The sequence below is a fragment of the Pseudomonas sp. ACN5 genome, from assembly GCF_002303975.1.
Lineage (GTDB): Bacteria > Pseudomonadota > Gammaproteobacteria > Pseudomonadales > Pseudomonadaceae > Aquipseudomonas > Aquipseudomonas laurylsulfatiphila.
Window position 1 is genome coordinate 1 of the sequence record NZ_MRCP01000017.1, and the last position, 20,950, is coordinate 20,950.

At 62.1% G+C, this 20,950-nt stretch carries 3 protein-coding genes; 1 reads left to right on the forward strand and 2 read right to left on the reverse strand.

Annotated elements, in window-relative coordinates; genetic code table 11:
- The coding region (locus BSF40_RS25730) for a peroxidase family protein (protein WP_141249798.1) at positions 1-9,370 on the reverse strand (9,370 nt) is incomplete at its 3' end.
- Between the two features lie 612 nt (positions 9,371-9,982).
- On the opposite strand from BSF40_RS25730, the gene BSF40_RS32875 reads away from it, so the two are divergent.
- Complete coding sequence (locus BSF40_RS32875) at positions 9,983-10,246, forward strand: hypothetical protein (RefSeq protein ID WP_207258375.1); 264 nt, start codon at positions 9,983-9,985, stop codon at positions 10,244-10,246.
- Positions 10,247-10,332: 86 nt separating this feature from the next.
- On the opposite strand, the gene BSF40_RS25745 is transcribed toward BSF40_RS32875, so the two are convergent.
- Positions 10,333-20,772, reverse strand: a complete 10,440-nt coding sequence (locus tag BSF40_RS25745; RefSeq protein WP_095967377.1) for a peroxidase family protein — start codon at positions 20,770-20,772, stop codon at positions 10,333-10,335.
- Positions 20,773-20,950: the final 178 nt, after the last annotated feature.

The following is a 20,950-nucleotide window of genomic DNA, read 5'->3' on the forward strand; positions in this document are numbered from 1 at the left end:
TGTCGCTGCCGGCACCGGCGAGTTCGCTCACCACGTCCCCGAGCTCGGTGACTTCATAGATATCGCTGCCGTCACCGCCGGCCATCGTATCGGCACCACCACCGCCGATGAGCACGTCATTGCCCGCGTCACCATTGAGGATGTCGTTGCCACCCAGGCCGTTCAGGATGTCGTTGCCATCACCTCCGCTGGCCACGTCGTCGCCTGGCGTGCCGATAAAAATGTCGGCACCGGCGGTACCGACAAACACTGCACCGAGGGTCACCGGGGCCGTGGCGTCGGACGCAATGCTTTCGGCCACACCGAAGTCATCGACGAAATTGACCACCACGCGCACCTGATCGCCGACCTGATCCTGGCCAAGCGTGAATGTGCTAGTGGTGGCTCCGACGATGTCAACGAAGGTGACCCCGTTGGTCTCCTGCCACTGGAAGGTGAACTGCGGATTGCTGAGGCCATCGACGTCGACGATGGTCGACAGGTCGGCGGTCAACACCTGGTTCAGAAACGCAAACCCGAGGATGCCCGGCCCTGCGGTCGGTGCGTTGTTCGCCGACGAGTCGACGATCTCCAGCGTACCATTGCCATCCTGATACACCGCCCGAACGCGGATGTTCAGCCCGGCGACATCGTCCGCCACCAGATAGGTCGCGCCTGTCACTCGCGAAGCCTCGCCTGCGGCGATAACGGTGATGTCATCATAGATGCCCGAACCGGCAATGGTTTCGACCTGCCAATAGTAAGCCACCGGTCCGGTAACCGCACCGGTCGGATTGGCCGCACCCACGCTGTTGGCGTCGCGTATCGACTGACCGCTGACGCGCAGCAGTTGGCCGGCGACAGGCGCATCGACACGCGCACCAGTGGTAGCATCGAGGATCGCCAGACGCCCCACAGGAGCGCTGTTCGAGGCGGTGCCAACACCGGAGGCCTGCGCCTGGTCAGCGAACTGCAAGCGCTCGATGCCGGTCAGGCGATCGACGCCATCACGCCCGGCCACCAGGTCGGTCACGATGACGGCGTTGCCTTCGACAGCGACCGTGTACTCCGACGCGTTACCGGAATACAACGCAGTATCGAAGTTGTCAGTGCCGGTCAGAATCTCCCGCACGATGACCAGTTGGCCCGGGTTGTAGGTACCGTTGAGCATGAACGGCACCAACGGCTCCATGCTGTCGAACGTAGCGATTTCCGCGCCGGTGCCATCAGCGTTTGCCCGTACGCTGATGCGTACGTTCAGCCACTTGTCACCGTCGATGATGTCGTCACCACCGCGACCTTCGATGAGGTCGCTGCCGCTGCCACCGAGGATGATGTTGCCGCCGTCGAAGAACGTAGCTCCCGCTGCCAGCAGATCGGACAGGCCGTTGATCAGGCTGATGTTGGTCAGCACACTGCCGGTTGCACCCGCAGTAGGTAGCGTTGTCGCATCTGTGCTATCGCCGCGCAGGTAATCACCGTGGGACGAACCCGACAGACCTTCCATGGCGTCGAAACGCACCAGCGTCGACGCTCCCGATCCCGGCATCGGAGGTACATCGAAGAAGCGGTCGCTGAAATCGATGCTCACGCCTTGGGCGAGCCCCTTGAAGGTCGCCCAGTCATAGCCCGAGCCGCCGATATAGCGGTCACCAAAGCCGAGACTGCCGACCATGATGTCGTCGCCGCCTTCGCCGTTGAACTTATCGTTCTCGTTGCCGCCGACGTATACATCGTGGCCGATCACAGGGTCGTTGCCGAGCGGGTCGAAGTTGTCGCCAGGTGCACCGTCCGAAGTGCCCTTCTCGATCCAGTCGTCGCCTTCGTTACCCATGTCCTGCTCGTTGGCCTTGCTGCCCAGGATGAAGTCGTTGCCCTGGCCACCAATGGCTTCGGAGGCGTCCTCACCGGTAATGATGAAGTCGTTGCCGAACCCGCCAATGATCAGGTTGACGCCGTTGCCTCCGTGCAGCACGTCATTACCGTCGCCACCCTGGAGGTTATCATCGCCGCCAGTGTCGGTAATGATGTCGTCGCCGGCGCCACCGCGCAGCTGGTCGTTGCCGTCACCGCCTTCGATGCGATCGTTGCCGCCATCGCCCCAGACAGTGTCGTCGCCTTCACTGGAGATGAGGATGTCTGCGTCGTCGGTACCGCCCAGCACGATGTGCTCGTCACCTGTGTACTTGATGTAGTTGGTGTCCGCCCCCGAGGTCAGAGGGTTGTCGCGGAACACCACCTGCTCGCCATTCGGGCCGAGCGGATCGGCGGCGGCCAGGCCTTCGTTGAACTGCCTGCCCGGGTCCACTTCCAGGTAGAGTCCCGGGGTCGAGAACACCAGGCCCGGCAAGTGAGTGGCCGAAGTGTTGGCCATGATCAGCTTGGCAAACGAGTTGCTTTCAAGTTCGGCATTCATCGACAGGCCAGAGGTACGCTCCAGGTAGTAGAAGCGATCGCCATCCTGCAGTTTTTCCAGCTGGTTCTCGAACACGAAGTTGAAGGTCGAGCCGAGCATGCCGCCGAACGGAGTTTTCTGTTCGGCCAGGCCGCCGATCCACAGGTCGATGGCATCGACGCCCGTGATCGTGACATTTCTCAGGTCATCGGCAGTGCCCGCGATATTATCCCTGCCGGGCAGCGTCACGTTGGCAAAGTCACCGGTGCTGTTGAGGAAGTCCAGGCGATCAGCCGGCGCCCCCGCACCACCAAACACCAGCAACATCGCCGCAGCGCGTTTGCCCTCCAGCGTGGCCACCCCGGTGATCGTGTCATGCGTGCCATAGGCGGCGATGAAGTTGATCAACGACTCCGGATGCTTGAGGTGCTGCACCAGGTCGACCCAACTGTTGTACGGCTTGAGTTGGGTGTCACCGGTTTGGCTGTAGATATCGCGGCGGATCGCGTTGAGTGAGGGAATCCCCACATCGCGGCCACGGGCAATGTTGATCGCCGGCAGGTCGAGCGGCAGACCGAGCAGGTTATTGCGCAGCGCCTCGGTGACGAATTCGTCGATTTCGTTACCGGCTTGCCGAGTCACCCCACGTATGATCGCACTGGTCGCATCCTCTGCCGACACGCCACTGGCAGCGTACGCCAACGGGTTGAGGAACGCCGCGATCAGGCCCAGTTGCTGATCGGGATTGGCGCTGCTCGGATCGCCCACCACGTTGAAGTCGATATCGTAGCGATCGACAGTTTCGGTCAGCATCGAGTGGCCAAACCGGTACACGGTGTGGGCGAACTCGGCGACGATCGAGGGATCGAGGTCGACGTCATAGACCTGGGTCGGTGCGAAGAACAGGTCGATGTTGGGCTGGATGGTCCGCGCAAACTCCTCGAACACCAGGTGTTGATACTGCATCTCGGTGCCGAACTTGGCCGCCTGGAACAGGCGCTCGCCATTCCACTGCAGCGCATCGAACTCAGGCTGAGTGGTTGGCAACGAGACCACCGGAGTGAGCAGCCACTCGTTGAGGAAGGCCACGTCACCCGAATCGAGCACGGTGTCCTTGGTTTGCTGGACCAGGCGGTTGTGCTCGGAGTGGAAGATCGCATGCACCGCGGTCAGGCCGATGTTCTCGTTGACCCGGCCGTCGCCGGCGATGTAGTGCTTGTCGAGCAGCTCGTTGTCGTAGGTGCCGGCTAATTGCGGGCCGCCAATGGCGGTGTCCGCGTCAGGCGTCAGGCCGCCGGTCGGATCGGCGCTGTGCGCGATGTCGTTGAGGAAGGCATGGCCGGTGCGCACGGCGTCCGTCAGGCTGATCGGCGCGGCCCGGTTACCCTCGACGAGCACGTCATCGTCCGTACCGGGAAGGCCATCCGCGCCCACCATCACGACTTGTGGGAGGCCGTTAGGCCCCTTGATGAAGTTGCCGTAAGCATCGGTCGCCAGCAGCGGTACGTTGAACACGTCCGCATCAGTCAAGTTGATGCCGAGCAGATCACGGGCCTGGGCCTTGACGATTGCCCAGGTGGCCATGCCGCCCGAAATGTCGTCATCGGTAAACAGGATGCCGTCTACACCAGCAGTCCGATTCTCGATCAGCTTGCCGGTGGCGACCGGATCGCCGGCGGCGTTGAGCTCATAGGCACGCAGGAACACCTGGTGCGAAGGGTGCGAGCTATAGGTCTGGTTCTGGTCCACGAACGGCGAGGTGGTATTGGTGTGCTCATGGATGTCGTCGGGCGTGCCGAGAATGCCATCCTCCCCTGGCTGGTTGGTCGCACGGCTCAGTACCATGAAGTTGGTGTTGCCGCCTGGCACAAACAGCGGATCATCCTCTTTCAGCGGGATGAAGATGGTGCCCGAACCGCCTTTGGTGACCAGGTCCAGACCATGATCGAAGAACTGCCCGAAAAAGGTCATCCAGGCGTTGAACGGCGCGGACAATCCCGCATCCGCCGTGGTGTTCTCGAACAGGTACACATCGTGATCATCGCCAGTACCGAACTGACCATCCAGCCCTGGGCTGGCGACTATCCGTACGCCATCCTTGAGTACGTCGTCATTAAGCGAACCCACCACGCCGAAGTCGAGATGACCATTGGCGCCCGGGTCGAAAGCCGTGGCATAGGCCGCCGGGTTGTTCGACGTCTGGTCGACGATCAGGTTACTGATGGTGCGCGGCTGCGAGTCAAACACAGCGCCAGTGGTCTGCTGATACGTCGTTCCCGGGCCGGCCGGCGAGCCGGGACCAAAGAAGCCGGCAGGAGCACCTTCCGCCGGATTGAAGACCGGATCGGTCACCCGCGGAAAGAGGTTATCGGCGGCGCCGAACTCGGTGTTGTTGGTGCCGTTGAGGTTCAACAGGTTGTTGTTCGACCCGTCGACCGTACGTAGGCCCAACGGCGCGCGGATGTTCGGGATCAGCGAGAGGATGTCCTGACCAGACGCTTCAGCCTCGGCAATCTTGATCTGGTCAAGAATGAAGTTGAGGTCGGAGCGGACCATGTGCAGGCCCGCGCCACCCGCGGTGGCATCGACAACCGGGGTCTGCGCCGTTGGCACGACCGGCGCGCCGGGAGCCACCACTGAAGTGGGTTGCGAGAACAACACTTCAGTCGTGCCATGACCGTCCTGGTAGATCGCCTTGACCCGCAACGACAATCCGGCAAGGTCGGGAGATACCTTGAAGGTGGTGCCGTCGGCACTCTGGAACGCCAGATCGCCAGCCGGCAACAGGACGATGTCCTCGAAAACGCCGCTGCCTGGGTCTGCTTCGAATTGCCAGAAGTAGGACACCGAACCGTTGATCAAGCCCTGCGGATTACCCGCCGTGACGTTGTCGCCATCGCGCACCCCGGCCACGCTGACAGTCAGTATATCGCCCACGACTATCGCGCCGCCGTTGCCATCCGTGACAGTCGGACTGCCAGTCGGTTCGGCATTGAGTCCATCCACCAGCACCAGCTGGTTATCGGCGAATTGCAGGCGTTCGATATGCAGCAGGGTATCGGTGCCGTCACGGCCCGCTACGCTGTCTGTCACCGTATAGACGTCGTCCTCCAGATCGTCGGTACCGCGGTCGTCGACGGTCACCGTATACTCGTCCTGAAGCCCGGAGAAAATGGCGGTGTCGAAGGCCTCCCCGTCAGTCGAGGTGCCGGGCATGATTTCCCGCACGGCCTGGAGCTGACCAGGGTTGATGGTGCCGTCCAGCATGAGCGGAATCATATCGATCATGCTGTCGAAGGAGGCGATTTCGGGACCGGTATGGTTGACGTCAGCCGGATCATAAACGGCAATCCTGACGTTGATCCATTTGTCACCGTCGATCAGGTCATCGCCACCGCGACCCTCGATCAGGTCACTGCCATCGCCGCCGAGGATGATGTTGCCAGTGGCAAAACCGGTGGTCGGCAATCCGGCATCGGCCAGGAACTGCTCCAGCCCGCGGATCAACGCCACATTGGTCAGCGCACTGCCTGTGGTACCGCCGTGGTTGATGATGGTGTCGGCATTGACATTATCGCCTTTGAGCACATCGCCGAAGCTCGAACCGGACAAGCCCTCGACCTCGGCAAAACGGTCGAGAATCGAGGCCGGCGAGGCCCCGACCGGATTGAACACACCGGTGTTCTGGTTTGGCGCATTGCCGTGTGGCTGTGCCAGCGCGGCCATGGTCAGGTCGGCGGTCACGCCGGTCCTGTCATTCTTGTAGGTCACCCAGTCGAAACCGGACATGCCGTCCATCTTGTCCTGAGCGTCGCTGCCGGTGAAGATGTCATCGCCACCCTCGCCGATCATTTCGTCGAAGCCGGGACCACCGATAAAGATGTCGTTGCCTATCACGTCGTCATTGAGCAACGGCGAGGCGTTATCGCCAGGCGCACCGTCTTGGGTGCCCATCTCGATCCAGTCATCACCTTCGCCACCGGTAGGTGGCAGGTTGGTCTTGGCACCGAGAATGAAGTCATCACCCCGGCCGCCGAAGGTAAGGGAGATGTCTTCTGTGGTGATGATGAAATCCTGGCCATCGCCACCCAGGATCAGGTTTCCACCCGCCAGCATGCTGCCGGCCACGATCACATCGTTACCGTCATTACCTTCCAGACGGTTGTCACCGAACGAGTCGCTGATGATGTCATCACCCGCGCCACCCAGTACCGCGTCGTTCCCGGCGCCACCTTCGAGACGGTCGTTGCCGCCGTCGCCGTAAAGGGTGTCATCACCCTCGCCGGAAATGAGGATGTCATTGCCGGCGGTGCCGCCCATGACGATATGGTCTTCACCGGTGTATTGCAGGTAATTGGTGTCTGGACCCACGGTGTCTGGGTTGTCGCGAATCACCAGCGACACGACTTCGACGCCGTTGATCAGGATGCCGCCCGTCGGGTCGGCTCGGCCGTCCGCGCCAAGGCCGGTGAACTGAGCGGTCTGATCCACCTCGAGGGTGAACGTCGGTGTCAGGAACACAGTGTTCGACAGGTGGGTGACATCGGAGTTGAGCATGATCAGCTTGGCAAAGGAGTTGTTTTCCAACTCGGTGCCGAAGTCCAGGCCCGCGGTACGCGCCAGGTAGTAAAAGCGGTCGCCGTTCTGCAATGCCTCCATCTGGGTTTCAAACACGAAGTTGAAGGTCGAGCCGAGCATGCCGCCGAACGGCATCTTCTGTTCGGCGAGGCCACCGACCCAGAAGTCGATGTCGTCCACACCGGTAGTGGTGACGCCATTGACCATGGCGTAGATGCCCGAACTGTTAAGGAATGCCACGCGATCCGCTAAATCGGCGGTAAAGGTACGCGCATTGGCCGTGCCAGCATTGATCACCGCGCTACCGCCAAACACCAGGGCAGCAGCGACCGCACGCATCTCGGCCATCGTATCAACATCGGCTGCCGTCAATGCCCCGTGGGTACCGAAGGCCGCGATGAAGTTGACCAGCGACTCGGGGTGCTTTAGGTGGTCCGCCAGGTCAGCCCAACTAATGTACGGCCTCAGTTGGCTGTCGCCGGTCGATGCGTACATCTCACGACGCGCTTCATTCAAGGTAGGGATGCCAGTGTCGCGACCACGCGCCAGGTTCAGAGCCGGCAAATCGAGCGGCAGACCGAGCAGGTTGTTGCGCAAGGCTTCGGTGACGAACTCATCGATCTCGTTGCCGACCTGGCGGGTCACACCTCGAATGATCGCCCCTGCCGCTTCGTCCGCGGTCGCTCCGCTGCCGGCGAACGCCAGCGGGTTGAGGAAGGCCGCGATCAGACCCAGCTGCGAGTCCGGATTGTTCGGATCAGTGAGCAGCGGATTGAACGCAGGGTCGAAGCGATCGACGGTCTCGGTCAACATCGAGTGACCGAAGCGGTACACCACGTGGGCGAACTCGGCGAGGATTGCCGGATTGATCGAGGTGTCATACCCGCTGGGCGCAAGGAACTCGTCGATCTGTGGCTGAACGGTACGCCCGAATTCCTCGAACACCAGGTGTTGGTACTGCATTTCAGTACCGAACTTGGCGGCCTGGAACAGGCGTTCACCATCCCACACCAGTGCCGCGATCCCGGCGGGTGTAGTCGGTATCGCAGCCACGTCGTCAGCCAGCCACTCATTGAGGAAGGCCAGGTTACCGGAGGCAAGGATAGTGTCCTTGGACTGCTGGACCAGACGGTTGTGCTCGGAGTGAAACACATGGTGCACGGCGGTCAGGCCGATGTTCTCGTTTACCCGGCCGTCGCCGGCAATATAGTGGGCGTCGAGCAGTTCGTTGTCATAGGTCAGGTTGTTGCCGGTCGGGCCAACGGGCTGCGCATTGCCGACAAGGGTGTCGCCATCCGCCTGCAGAACGCCACCGACGACGACGGGTGCAGCATTGTGGGCAATGTCATCGAGGAAGGCATGCCCGGTACTCACGGCGTTGGTCAGACTGATCGGAGCAGCCCGGTTGCCTTCAACCAGTTGCGTGACGTCATCCGCTGTCCCGGCGATGCCGTCGGCACCGTTACTGATGCGAATCACCACCTGCGGCATGCCGCCAGGCCCGCGAATGAAGTTGCCGTAAGCATCGGTTGCCAGCAACGGCACGTTGTGTACATCGGCATCGGTCAGATCGATGCCGAGCATGTCACGGGCCTGCGCCTTGACCACTGCCCAGGTCGCCATGCCGCCATTTTCGCCGCCGGTAATCAAGCGCCCCGTGGCAACAGGGTCACCTGCCGCGTTGAGGACGTACTCACGCAGGAACACCTGATGCGAGGGGTGCGAGCTGTAGGTCTGGCTTTGGTCGACGAACGGCGAGGTGGTGTTGGCCTGGCCATCATCAGCCGTGCCGACTACGCCGTCCGCACCAGCGGTACGCACGGCACGTGACAGCACCATGAAGTTGGGGCCGCCCGTTACGAACAACGGATCGTCCGGCTGCAGCGGAATGAACACAATCTCGGTAGCGCTCTTGGTGACCAGGTCGAGACCGTGGTCGAAGAACTGGCCGAAGAAAGTCATCCACGAGTTGAAGCCGGCGGTCAGGCCGACGTCCGGTGACTCGTTGGGAATGAAGAACACTTCCTTGTCATCGGCCGTGCCGAACACGCCATCCAGGCCAGGGCTGATCACCGGAGTGGCGCCGCCGTTCGCCGCTACCGCGGCCGGGTTGTTGGCAGTCTGGTCGACGATCAGGTTACTGATAATCCGTGGTTGCGGATCGATCACCGTCCCGGTTCCTGCGTATTGCGCCGATAGAAAGGAAGGATCAAGCAGGCGCGGAAAATCAGCGTCCGCCGCGCCGAAATCAGTCTGGCCAGTGACCAGGTTGTTAAAGCTGCCATCGACGGTACGCAGACCGAATGGCACCTGAGTGTTGGGAAGCAAATCAATGAGGCTGGTGCCGGCGGCATTCGCTTCGGCGATAAAGATTTGCTTGAGGATGAACTCCAGGTCCGCTTGGGTGAAATTGGCCATTTTGGATTGCCCTCGATCTGTCTGGGTAAAGGCGCGGGACGAGAAAATCCTCCCGCGCCAAGTCAAGTGCTGGCTTGCGCAGTGTGTTGGTCATGTTTTTTTGCGAGAGCTGGCGTTACCCGGAACCCGGGATACGCGCCTGGAATTCGCGTAGTGAATGGCTCGCCGAACGGTCAGGCAGAGCAAGTACGACCCTTGGGCGGGCCATGGAAACAGGAGGTAAAGGCAAACTTGCTGGAAAGCCCCTTCACTCTGCAAAAGAACGCAATGATCGACATGCTCTGCTCCTTCCGGGAAATCACCGCGCCTTGCGTTGCCAAAACGATGACAAGCTTCAGGCGGGCGGGCCCCCCGATAACTAAGACTAAAGTTCCATAGCAAAACTTTGTCAATTTTACGTCGTTAAAACAGACGACCGGTGTTAGATCGCACAACTAGCTGTTTTTAAACGACATATGTAATTCTGAGTGCAGGTATAGAGCGAAATGTTATTTCTAACTGCCGGTGTGCAAATAACAAAGGAATAACGTCGCAGCACGTAACTGCCTAAGTACCTTTCATGTCCTTCCAGCCTTGGGTGGAGAGATTGCGCGCGCCGAACCGGAGGTACGGGTGGCCGTCGAAAAAGGCCTGAAGCAAATACAGAAAGCCTGGGCCGATCGTCTCGGCAGCCCTGATGCTGCATGGGCCGTCATCGCTCAATGTATGGGAGCGCTAGTCCTGTCCCGGGCAGTCGAGAAAGAACGAACTCGAAAGGAAATCATTGCCTCGACCCGCAAAGCGCGAGAGCAGTTCGCAACGCCAGATCATCGCTATCGCGGCAAAACCCTGGTCGATTCAGCCCTCCCTGAATTCCCACATCGAACGCATTCATGAGGCAATTGAGTGGAAGGAGAACGGGAGGGCATCCATTGCCCTCCCCTCCGTTTTCCACGTTCCCTGCGACAGTACTGACCAGTACCTCAAGTGGCCAGAATGAAGTCCGTCTGATCAACGGTCGCGCTGTTGACACCCACAAGGCGGATGGAGTCCGCTCCGATCCCGACCACCGTGTCCGCCCCGTTAGCCGTTATGGTCAGGCTGGGAGCGAACGTCGCGCTGGTGATCCCCATCGGCCTGAGATCGAGCAAGTCCTGTCCTGCGGCCGGATTGGCTGAGAAGTTCAGGATCGTGTCGTTGCCGAAACCCGCGGCACCAAACACGAACGTATCGTTGCCGGCCACGCCACCACTCATCACGTCGTTACCCCCAGCGCCGACGATGAAGTCGTTACCTGCACCACCCACGATCGTGTTGGCCAGCCCGTTGCCAGTGCCCACAAAGTTGCCGTTGCCGCCGAAAAACAGATTCTCGACGTTGGCATCCAGGGTGTAGCTCGCGAGTGAGGTCCAGATCGTGTCGTTGCCGCCACCGGCGTTCTCGCCTACCACGTCCCCGAGGTCGGTGACTTCGTAGACATCGCTGCCGGCACCGCCGACCATCGTGTCGGCACCGCCGTTGCCGATGAGGACGTCGTTACCCGCAGCGCTCACGAGCATGTTGGCCAGCTCGTTGCCGGTGCCCACGAAGTTGCCGCTGCCGCCGAAAAACAGATTCTCGACGTTGGCACTCAGGGTGTAGCTCGCGAGCGAGGTCCAGACCGTGTCGATGCCGGCACCGGCGAGTTCGACCGCCTGGTCCCCAAGGTCGGTGACTTCATAGATATCGCTGCCGCCACCGCCGACCATCATGTCGGCACCTGCGCCACCGACGAGGACGTCGTTACCCGCTCCGCCCGCGATCGTGTTGGCGAGCTCGTTACCGTTGCCCGCGAAGTTGCCGCTGCCGCCGAAAAACAGATTTTCGACGTTGGCACCCAGGCTGTAGCTCGCGAGCGAGGTCCAGACCGTGTCGCCACCACCACCGGCGAACTCGATCACCTGGTCCCCAAGGTCGGTGACTTCGTAGATATCGTTGCCACCACCGCCGACCATTATGTCGGCACCTGCGGCACCGATGAGGATGTCGTTACCCGCACCGCCCACGATCGTGTTGTCGAGCACGTTGCCGCTGCCCGCGAAGTTGCCGCTGCCGCCGAAAAACAGATTCTCGACGTCGGCACTCAGGGTGTACCTCGTGAGCGAGGTCCAGACCTCGTCAATGCCGCCACCAGCGAGCTCGGTCACCACGTCCCCAGCGTCGGTGACTTCGTAGATATCGTTGCCAGCACCGCCGACCATCGTGTCGGCACCAAGACCGCCGATGAGCACGTCATTGCCCGCGTCACCATTGAGGATGTCGTTGCCGCCCAGGCCGTTCAGGATGTCGTTGCCATCACCTCCGCTGATCACGTCGTCGCCTGCCGTGCCGGTCAATATGTCGGCACCGGCGGTACCGACAATCACATCGCCGACCACAGTCGTTGGCGCTGAGAAGACCTGCTCCAGCGTGCCGAGGCCATCGGTGAAACTCGCGACAACGCGAAGGCTCAATCCGACCTGCGCCTGGGTCGGCGTGAAGGTCAAGCCCGTCGCGCCGGCAATGTCCGTGAAGGGCACGCCGATACCCCCTACTTGCCACTGATGCGTGACCACCCCTACTCCGTTGGCGTCGGTGAACGCATCCGTGGCGGTCAAGGCCGAGCCTTCCGTCGGGCTCGTATCGCTGATCAGCACCGTGCCAACCGGCAGGAGGTTGACGGGGCTGCCGCCGAGCGGCGCAGTTGGCGCGGTCGGGGCCGAGAAAATGCTTTCCAGCACGCCGTGGCCGTCCTGATAGATGGCCCTGACGCGCAGCGCCAGTCCCAACTCAGCCGCAGTCACCGTGAAGGTCGAGCCGGTCGCGGTTCCTAGTCCACCTCCGAGCGCAATACCAATGTCGTCGAAGATACCGGTGCCTGGGTTCGTTTCGACCTGCCATACGAAGGCAATGGGACCGGTGATCGTACCGCCTGCAGTGACATTGTCCGCATCGCTGACGGTGTCGGCCAACACCGTCAACACTTGGCCAACGGCCGGCGTGCCATCGCTGATCCTCAGCAAGCCCACCGGCTCGGCGTTCAAGCCATTGACGAGAACCACCGACTGATCGGCGAACTGCAGCCGCTCGATACTGCTGAGCCTGTCAGTACCGTCCCGACCGACGACGCTGTCGGCCACGGTGATCGTGCCGTCGGCGTTCTCGATGACGGTGTAGTCGGCCAGAAGGCCGGTGTACAGGGCCGTGTCGAAGGAATGGCCAGGGTTAAGGGGGTCAGGCGCATCCGTCAGGATCTCACGGACGGCAACGAGTTGGCCGGGGTTGTAAGTGCCGCTGAGCATGAACGGCTCCAACTGGAGCATGCTGTCGAACGTTGCGATCTCCGGACCTGTGCCATCAATGTTCTGCCGCACGCTGATACGTACGTTGAGCCACTTGTCACCGTCGACCAGGTCATCGCCACCACCACCTTCGATGATGTCGCTGCCGCCGCCGCCGAGGACGATGTTGCCGGCGCCGAACTGATCGTCTGCCGTGCCCACAATGCCGTCCGGGCCGGCTGCTGCGGTGCCGACGAACGAGCGCAGGCCGCTGACCAGGTCGAAGTTGGTGAGCACGCTGCCCTGAGCACCGGCAGCCGCGATCACGGTGGCATCGGCATCATCGCCACGCAGGATGTCGCTGAAGTGCGATCCCGTCAGACCTTCCACCAGTTGGAACCGAGCCACGGTTGCGGCCAACTCCGGCAGTGGCGGCGCGATAGCGATCTCGGCGAGGCTCAGGTCGACGGACACGCCGAACGGGTCGTCCTTGAAGCCGGCCCAGTCGTAACCGGAGCCACCCAGGTAGCGGTCCCCCGCGCCGCCGTTGCCGAACATGATATCGTCGCCACCTTCAGCCATGAATCTGTCGGGCGCGCCGGTGCCGATGAAGATGTCGTTACCGCGTATCAAGTCGAGCCCGTTCGGGTCGAAATTGTCGCCGGGAGCACCATCGGCGGTTCCCCTCTCGATCCAGTCGTCACCTTCGTTACCCATCAGTTGTTCGTCGGCGAGACTGCCCATGATGAAGTCGTCGCCCGCGCCGCCGAAGACCTCCGAGGAGTCCTCGCCGGTGACGATGAAGTCCTTGCCTAAGCCGCCAAGGTTCAGATTCACGCCGCTGCCACTGTGGATGACGTCGTTGCCGTCGCCGCCATGAATGGTGTCGTCGCCGCCCATGTCGGTGATGATGTCATCGCCGTCGCCCCCGACCATGAAGTCGTTGCCGTAGCCACCTTCGAGGCGGTCATTGGCACCGTCGCCATAGAGCGTGTCGTCGCCGTCGCCGGAAACGAGAATGTCATTGACGGCCGAGCCACCGAGCACCACATGGTCTTCGCCGGTGTACTGCAGGTAGTTGGTATCAGGGCCGACCGTCGCAGGGTTGTCCCGAATGACCAGCGGCGTGAGGAGGATGCCGCCGACAGGATCGGTATTACCGGGCAGGTCGTCGATGGTGCCCACGATGCCGTCCGGACCGGCAATCACACTCTCGTTGAACTGCCTGGCCGGGTCGACCTCCAGGGTAAAGGCCGGAGTCAAGAACATGACAGCTGGGAGGTGGGTCGCATCGGTGTTGGCCATCACCAGTCTCGCGAACGAGTTGTTCTCCAACTCGGTGACGAAGTTCAGCCCCGCGTTGCGTTCCAGGTAGTAGAAGCGGTCGGCGTTCTGCAGCTTCTCCATCTGGGTCTCGAACACGAAGTTGAAGGTCGAGCCGAGCATGCCGCCAAACGGCATTTTTTCCTCGGCGAGGCCGCCGATCCAGAGGTCGATGTTGTCCAGACCGGTAATGGTGACGCCGGTCGGGCCACTCGCCCAGGCGCCGGTGCTATTGAGGAAGTCCAGCCGGTCCGCCGGCTCGCCGGCGCCGCCCAACACCAGGAGCGAGGCCGCGGCGCGCTTCCCGTCGAGCGTGGTGGCGCTGGTAATGGAGGCGTGCGTGCCATAGGCGGCGATGAAGTTGATCAGCGATTCCGGGTGCTTCAGGTGTTGCACCAAATCGGCCCAGCTGATGTAGGGCTTCAGGTTGCTGTCGCCGGTCGCGGTGTAGAACTCACGACGCGCCTCGTTCAGGGTCGGAATCCCGGTATCACGGCCGCGCGCGATGTTGATGGCGGGCAGGTCGAGCGGCAGGCCCAGCAAGTTGTTGCGCACCGCTTCAGTGACGAACTCATCGATCTCGTTGCCGACCTGGCGCGTCAAGCCGCGGACGATGGCACCGGCCGCCTGCTCCGGGGTCGGGCCGCTGGCCGCAAACGCCAGCGGATTGAGGAAGGCCTGAATCAGGCCGATCTCGCTGGAGGCGAAGTTGGGGTCCAGCCGGTCGATGGTCTCGGTCAGCATCGAGTGGCCGAGTCGGTAGACCGCGTGCGCGAACTCGGCGACGATCGCCGGGTCGATCTCGGTTTGATAATTCTGGTGTTCGCCAAGGAAGGGATCGATGTTCGGCTGAATGGTACGCGCGAACTCTTCGAACACCAGGTGCTGGTACTGCATCTCGGTACCGAATCTCGCCGCCTGGAACAGGCGCTCTCCGTTCCAGTGCAGGGCAGCGATCTCAGCCGCGGTTGTTGGCAACACCAACAATTGGGCATCAGGCATCAGCCACTGGTTCAGGAAGTTGACATCGTTGGAGGCGATGGCCACATCCTTGGTGTGCTGGACCAGACGGTTGTGCTCCGAGTGGAAAATCGCGTGGACGGTGGTCAGGCCGATGTTCTCGTTGACCCGGCCGTCACCGGCGATGTAGTGCGCGTCGAGCAGTTCGTTGTCGTAGAAGCCTGCGGCTACCGGTCCGCCGGCAACGAGGTCGGCATCGGCCGTCAGTGGCGCACCGGTCTGGCTGTCCACCGGAACGGCGCTGTGGGCGATATCGATGAGGAACTGGTGGCCGGTGCGCACGGCATTGACCAGGCTGATCGGCGCAGCAGGATTACCCTCGACGAGAACATCATCGGCGGTATCAGCAATACCATCCGGGCCCCTCATCATGACCATCGGGAAGCCGTTCGGGCCCTTGATGAAATTGCCGTAGGCGTCGGTGGCGAGCAGCGGCACGTTGTCGAAGTCGGCATCGGTAAGATTAATGCCAAGCAGATCGCGCGCCTGCGCCTTCACCACTTTCCAGGTGGCCATCCCACCGATTTCGACGTCGTCCGCAGTGCCGAACAGGCCATCGGCGCCCAGGTCACGATTGGTGATCAGCCTGCCGGTCGCCACCGGATCGCCGGCGGCATTAAACTCGTAGGCGCGCAGGAACACCTGGTGCGAAGGGTGCGAGGTATAGGTCTGGTTCTGGTCGACGAACGGCGTGGTGGTGTTTGAAGCCTCGTGGATGTCGTCGGCGGTGCCGAGGATGCCATCAGGCCCTGGCAGGTTGGTGGCCCGCGTCAGCACCATGAAGTTGGTCGGGCTGCCCGGAACGAACAGCGGATCGTCCGGCTGCAACGGGATGAACACCGTGCCGCTGCCGCCCTTGGTCACCAGGTCGAGGCCGTGGTCGAAGAACTGACCGAAGAAGGTCATCCACGGGTTGAACGGCGCGGACAGACCCACGTCCGGCGACTGGTTAGGCATGAAAAAGGTCTGGAAGGTCGTGCCGTCGGTACGGGTTCCAGTAATGACCTGCGCACCGTCCTTCAAGACATCGTCAACCGTGCCGAGGATGCCATCCAGACCGGGATCGAACGTGGCCGCGACCGCTGCCGGGTTGCTGGCGGTGTTGTCGGCGATCAGATTGCTGATGGTCCGTGGCTGCGAGTCAGTCACCAGGCCGCTGGTCTGAGCGTAAGAGGTTCCCGCTTCCGCCGTATCGAACTGCGCCGGAACCAGTCGCGGGAAGACCGTGTTGGCTGCACCGAACTCGTTCTGACCCGCCACCAGGTTGTTGAACGACCCGTCGACCGTGCGCAGGCCCAAAGGCAACCGTGCATTCGGCAGCATGCTGAGGAGATCCTCACCGGCCGCATTCCTTTCCGAGATCAGAATCTGGTCGAGAATGAACTGCAGATCGGCCCGGATATAGTGCACACCCGTGCTGGCGACCGGAGTCTCGGCCGGCAGCGGGGCTGCCGGTGGCGGAGCAACGCCGGCTACGACCGCTGCGGTTGGAGCAGAGAACGCAGTCTCAAGCACACCATTTTGATCCTTGTAGACGGCCCTGACGCGCAATTCCAGCCCGGCGAGATCCGGGGTCACCCTGAAGGTCGGCCCGGTTACGTGCGCCAATGCTGCGCCCCCGTCCGCAAGACGGGTGATGTCCTGAAAGACGCCCGTACCCGGGACTGCTTCGAACTGCCAGTAGAAGGCGATCGGTCCAGTGATGGCACCGCCGGCGTTGTCGGCATCGGTCACGTCGGCAGCCGATACCCTCAGCAGTTGACCCGTGGTCGGCGTAGCGTCCGGGGTGTTGCTGGCAGCGTCGAGGATGGTCAGCAAGCCCAGCGGGTCGTTGTTAAGCCCGACCCCGCCAGGCAGGGTGAGCGACTGATCGTTGAACTGCAGCCGCTCGATATTGGTCAGGCGGTCGGTGCCGTCGCGACCGACGACGCTGTCGACCACGGTGGTCACGCCGCCCACAGTGGTGACGGTATAGTCGAGCTGGTTGCCAGTGAACAAGGCCGTATCGAAGGCGGGGGCATCCGTCAGGATCTCGCGGACGATGACCAACTGACCGGGGTTGAATGTGCCATCGAGCATGAACGGGATCATGGGCTCCATGCTGTCGAAGGTGGCAATCTCCGGCCCGGTTCCGTCAAGGTTCTGGCGCACGCTGATGCGCACATTCAGCCACATGTCGCCGTCGACCAGGTCGTCACCGCCGCGGCCTTCGATGATGTCGCTGCCACCACCGCCGAGGAGGATGTTGCCCGCGCCGAACTGATCGTCTGCCGTGCCCACGATACCGTCCGGGCCGGCTGCAGCCGCGCCAAGAAACGCCCGCAGACCGTTGACGAGGTCAATATTGGTGAGCACGCTGCCTGGGACACCGGCAGCGGCGATCGCGAGCGCGTCGGCATCATCGCCGGTCAGCATGTCGCTGAACGCCGACCCCGACAGTCCTTCCACCTCGGGGAACTTGGTATGCACGCCTGCAACCGAGGGCGACAGGGCCGATTGTTCGAAGGCGATGCGGGTCATGTCCACAGTCACGCCGAAACGATCATCCTTGTAGGTGGCCCAGTCGAAACCGGACATGCCCAACATCTTGTCCGGGCCCTCACTGCCGATGAAGATGTCATCGCCGCCTTCACCGATCATTTCATCGAAGCCGCCGTCACCGCTGAAGACGTCGTTGCCGCCGGTCAACTCTTCCAGCAAAGCCAGTGGCAGGTTACCGGCGAAATTGTCGCCGGGGGAGCCGTCCTGGGTCCCGACCTCGATCCAGTCGTCGCCATCGCCGCCCATCATTTGTCCGTTCAGCCGGCTGCCGAGCATGAAGTCATCGCCGGCGCCGCCGAAGACCTCCGAAAAGTCCTCGCCGGTGACGATGAAATCGTTGCCGGCGCCGCCGAGGATGATATTGATGCCGTTGCCGCCGTGGATGACGTCGTTGCCGGCCCCGCCGTGGATGACGTCGTCGCCGCCCATGTCGGTGATGATGTCATCGCCATCGCCACCCTCGATCTCGTCATTGCCGTAGCCGCCTTCGAGGCGATCATTACCGGCGTCGCCCCAGAGCGTGTCGTCGCCGTCGCCAGAGACGAGAATGTCATTGCCGGCGGTACCGCCGAGCACGACATGGTCTTCGCCGGTGTACTGCAGGTAGTTGGTATCGGGACCGATCGTCGCGGGGTTGTCGCGAATGACAAGCGGTGTGATCTCGACCCCGTTGATCATCATGCCGCCAGTGGGATCGGCACGGCCATCGACGCCGAGCCCCGTGTGCTGCAGGGTCGGATCGACCTCGAGCGTCCAGGTCGGGGTCGAGAAGATTAGGCCCGGGAGATGGGTCGCGTCGGTGTTGAGCATCACCATCTTGGCGAACGAGTTGTTCTCGAGCTCGCTCAGGAAGTTGAGTCCCTGGGTGCGGTGCAGGTAGTAGAGCCGGTCGCCGCTTTGCAGCTTCTCGAGTTGGTCCTCGAAGACGAAGTTGAAAGTCGAGCCGAGCATGCCGCCGAACGGCATTTTTTCCTCGGCCAGGCCGCCGATCCAGAAGTCGATGGCATCAACGCCGGAGATGGTGAAGTCGTCTGCGGTGTTCGGAATACCGTCCGCCCCGGCGTTGTTCGCCCAGACACCGGTGCTGTGGAGGAAGTCCAGGCGATCCACCGGCTCACCGACGCCGCCCAACACCAGGAGCGTGGCCGCTGCGCGTTTCGCGTCGAGCGTGGTGGCGCTGGTAATGGAGGCGTGCGTGCCGTAGGCGGCGATGAAGTTGATCAGCGATTCCGGGTGCTTCAGGTGTTGCACCAAATCGACCCAGCTGGTGTAGGGCTTCAGCTGGCTGTCGCCGGTGCCGGCGTAGAATTCACGGCGCGCCGCGTTCAAGGACGGGATGCCGGTATCGCGGCCGCGCGCGATGTTGAGGGCGGGCAGGTCGAGCGGCAGGCCCAGCAAGTTGTTGCGCACCGCTTCGGTGACGAACTCATCGATCTCGTTGCCGACCTGGCGCGTCAAGCCGCGCACGATGGCGCCGGCCGCCTGTTCCGGGGTCGGGCCGCTGGCCGCAAACGCCAGCGGATTGAGGAAGGCCTGAATCAGGCCGATCTCGCTCGAGGTGAAGTTGGGGTCCAACCGGTCAATGGTCTCGGTCAGCATCGAGTGGCCGAAGCGAAAGACCGTGTGCGCGAACTCGGCGACGATCGACGGATTGATTGTGTCATCGAAGTCAAGGAAGGCATCGACCTGCGGTTGAATGGTGCGCGCGAACTCTTCGAACACCAGGTGCTGATACTGCATTTCGGTGCCGAATTTCGCCGCCTGGAACAGGCGCTCACCGTTCCAGTTCAAGGTAGACAGATCAGCAGGAACAGCCGTGACGGGCGTCAGCAGCCACTGATTCAGGAACGTCAGGTCGCCGGCGGCCGCTGAGGCGAGGACCGTGTCCTTGGTCTGCTGGACCAGCCGGTTGTGCTCCGAGTGGAAAATCGCGTGGACGGTGGTCAGGCCGATGTTCTCGTTGACCCGACCGTCGCCGGCGATGTAGTGCGCGTCGAGCAGCTCGTTGTCGTAGGAGCCTGCGGCCACCGGGCCGCCGGCAACGAGGTCAGCATCGGCCGTCAGTGGCGCACCGGTCTGGCTGTCCACCGGGCTGGCATTGTGCGCGATGTCGATGAGGAACTGGTGACCGGTGCGGATCGCCAGCGATGCGTCGATCGGCGCCAGCGGATTGCCCTCAACCAGGCCGGTCGCGGTCACGATCTGCGCAAAGCCGTTCGCCCCCCGAATGAAGTTGCCGTACGCGTCGGTCGCCAACAGCGGCAGGTCGAGGACGTCGAGATCGTCGAGATCAATGCCAAGCATGTCGCGCGCCTGCGCCTTCACCACTTTCCAGGTGGCCATCCCGCCGATTTCGACGTCGTCGGCAGTACCGAACAGGCCATCGGCGCCCAGGTCACGATTGGTGATCAGCTTGCCGGTCGCCACCGGCTTGCCGGCGGCATCGAGTTCATAGGCACGCAGGAACACCTGGTGCGAGGGATGCGAGCTGTAGGTCTGGTTCTGATCGACGAATGGCGTGGTGGTGTTTGAAGCCTCGTGGATGTCGTCGGCGGTGCCCAGGATGCCATCGGGCCCGGGCAGGTTGGTGGCCCGCGTCAACACCATGAAGTTGGTCGGGCTGCCCGGGACGAACAGCGGATCGTCCGGCTGCAGCGGGATGAACACCGTGCCGCTGCCGCCCTTGGTCACCAGATCGAGGCCATGATCGAAGAACTGACCGAAGAAGGTCATCCAGGGATTGAACGGTGCAGACAGACCCACGTCCGGCGACTGGTTAGGAATGAAAAAGGTCTGGAAGATCGTGCCGTCGGTACGGGTTCCAGTAACGACCTGCGCACCGTCCTTCAAGACATCGTCAACCGTGCCGAGGATGCCATCCAGACCGGGATCGAACGTGGCTGCGACCGCCGCCGGGTTGTTGGCGGTATTGTCGACGATCAGGTTGCTGATGGTGCGTGGCTGCGAGTCGATCACCAGGCCGCTGGTCTGGGTGTAAGAGGTGCCCGCCTCAGCCGGACGGAAGACTGGAGTGGTCATGCGCGGGAAAATGTTGTCGGCTGCGCCGAACTCGCTCTGACCGAATCTCAGGTTGTTAAACGTCCCGTCGACCGTGCGCAGACCAAAAGCAAATTCCGGGTTCGGTATCAGGCTGGCGAGCGACTGGCCGGCAGTATCCGCTTCCGCGATGAAAATCTGCTGGAGAATGAACTCCAGGTCCGACTTGTTGAAATTGGCCATTTTGGATTGCCCTCGATCTGTCTGGGTAAAGGCACGGGACGAGAAAACCCTCCCGCGCCAAGTCAAGTGCTGGCTTGCGCAGTTTGTTGGTCATGTTTTTTTTGCGAGAGCTCTGGCGTTACCCGGGACCCGGGATACGCGCCTGGAATTCGCGAAATGAATTGCTCGCCGGGCGATC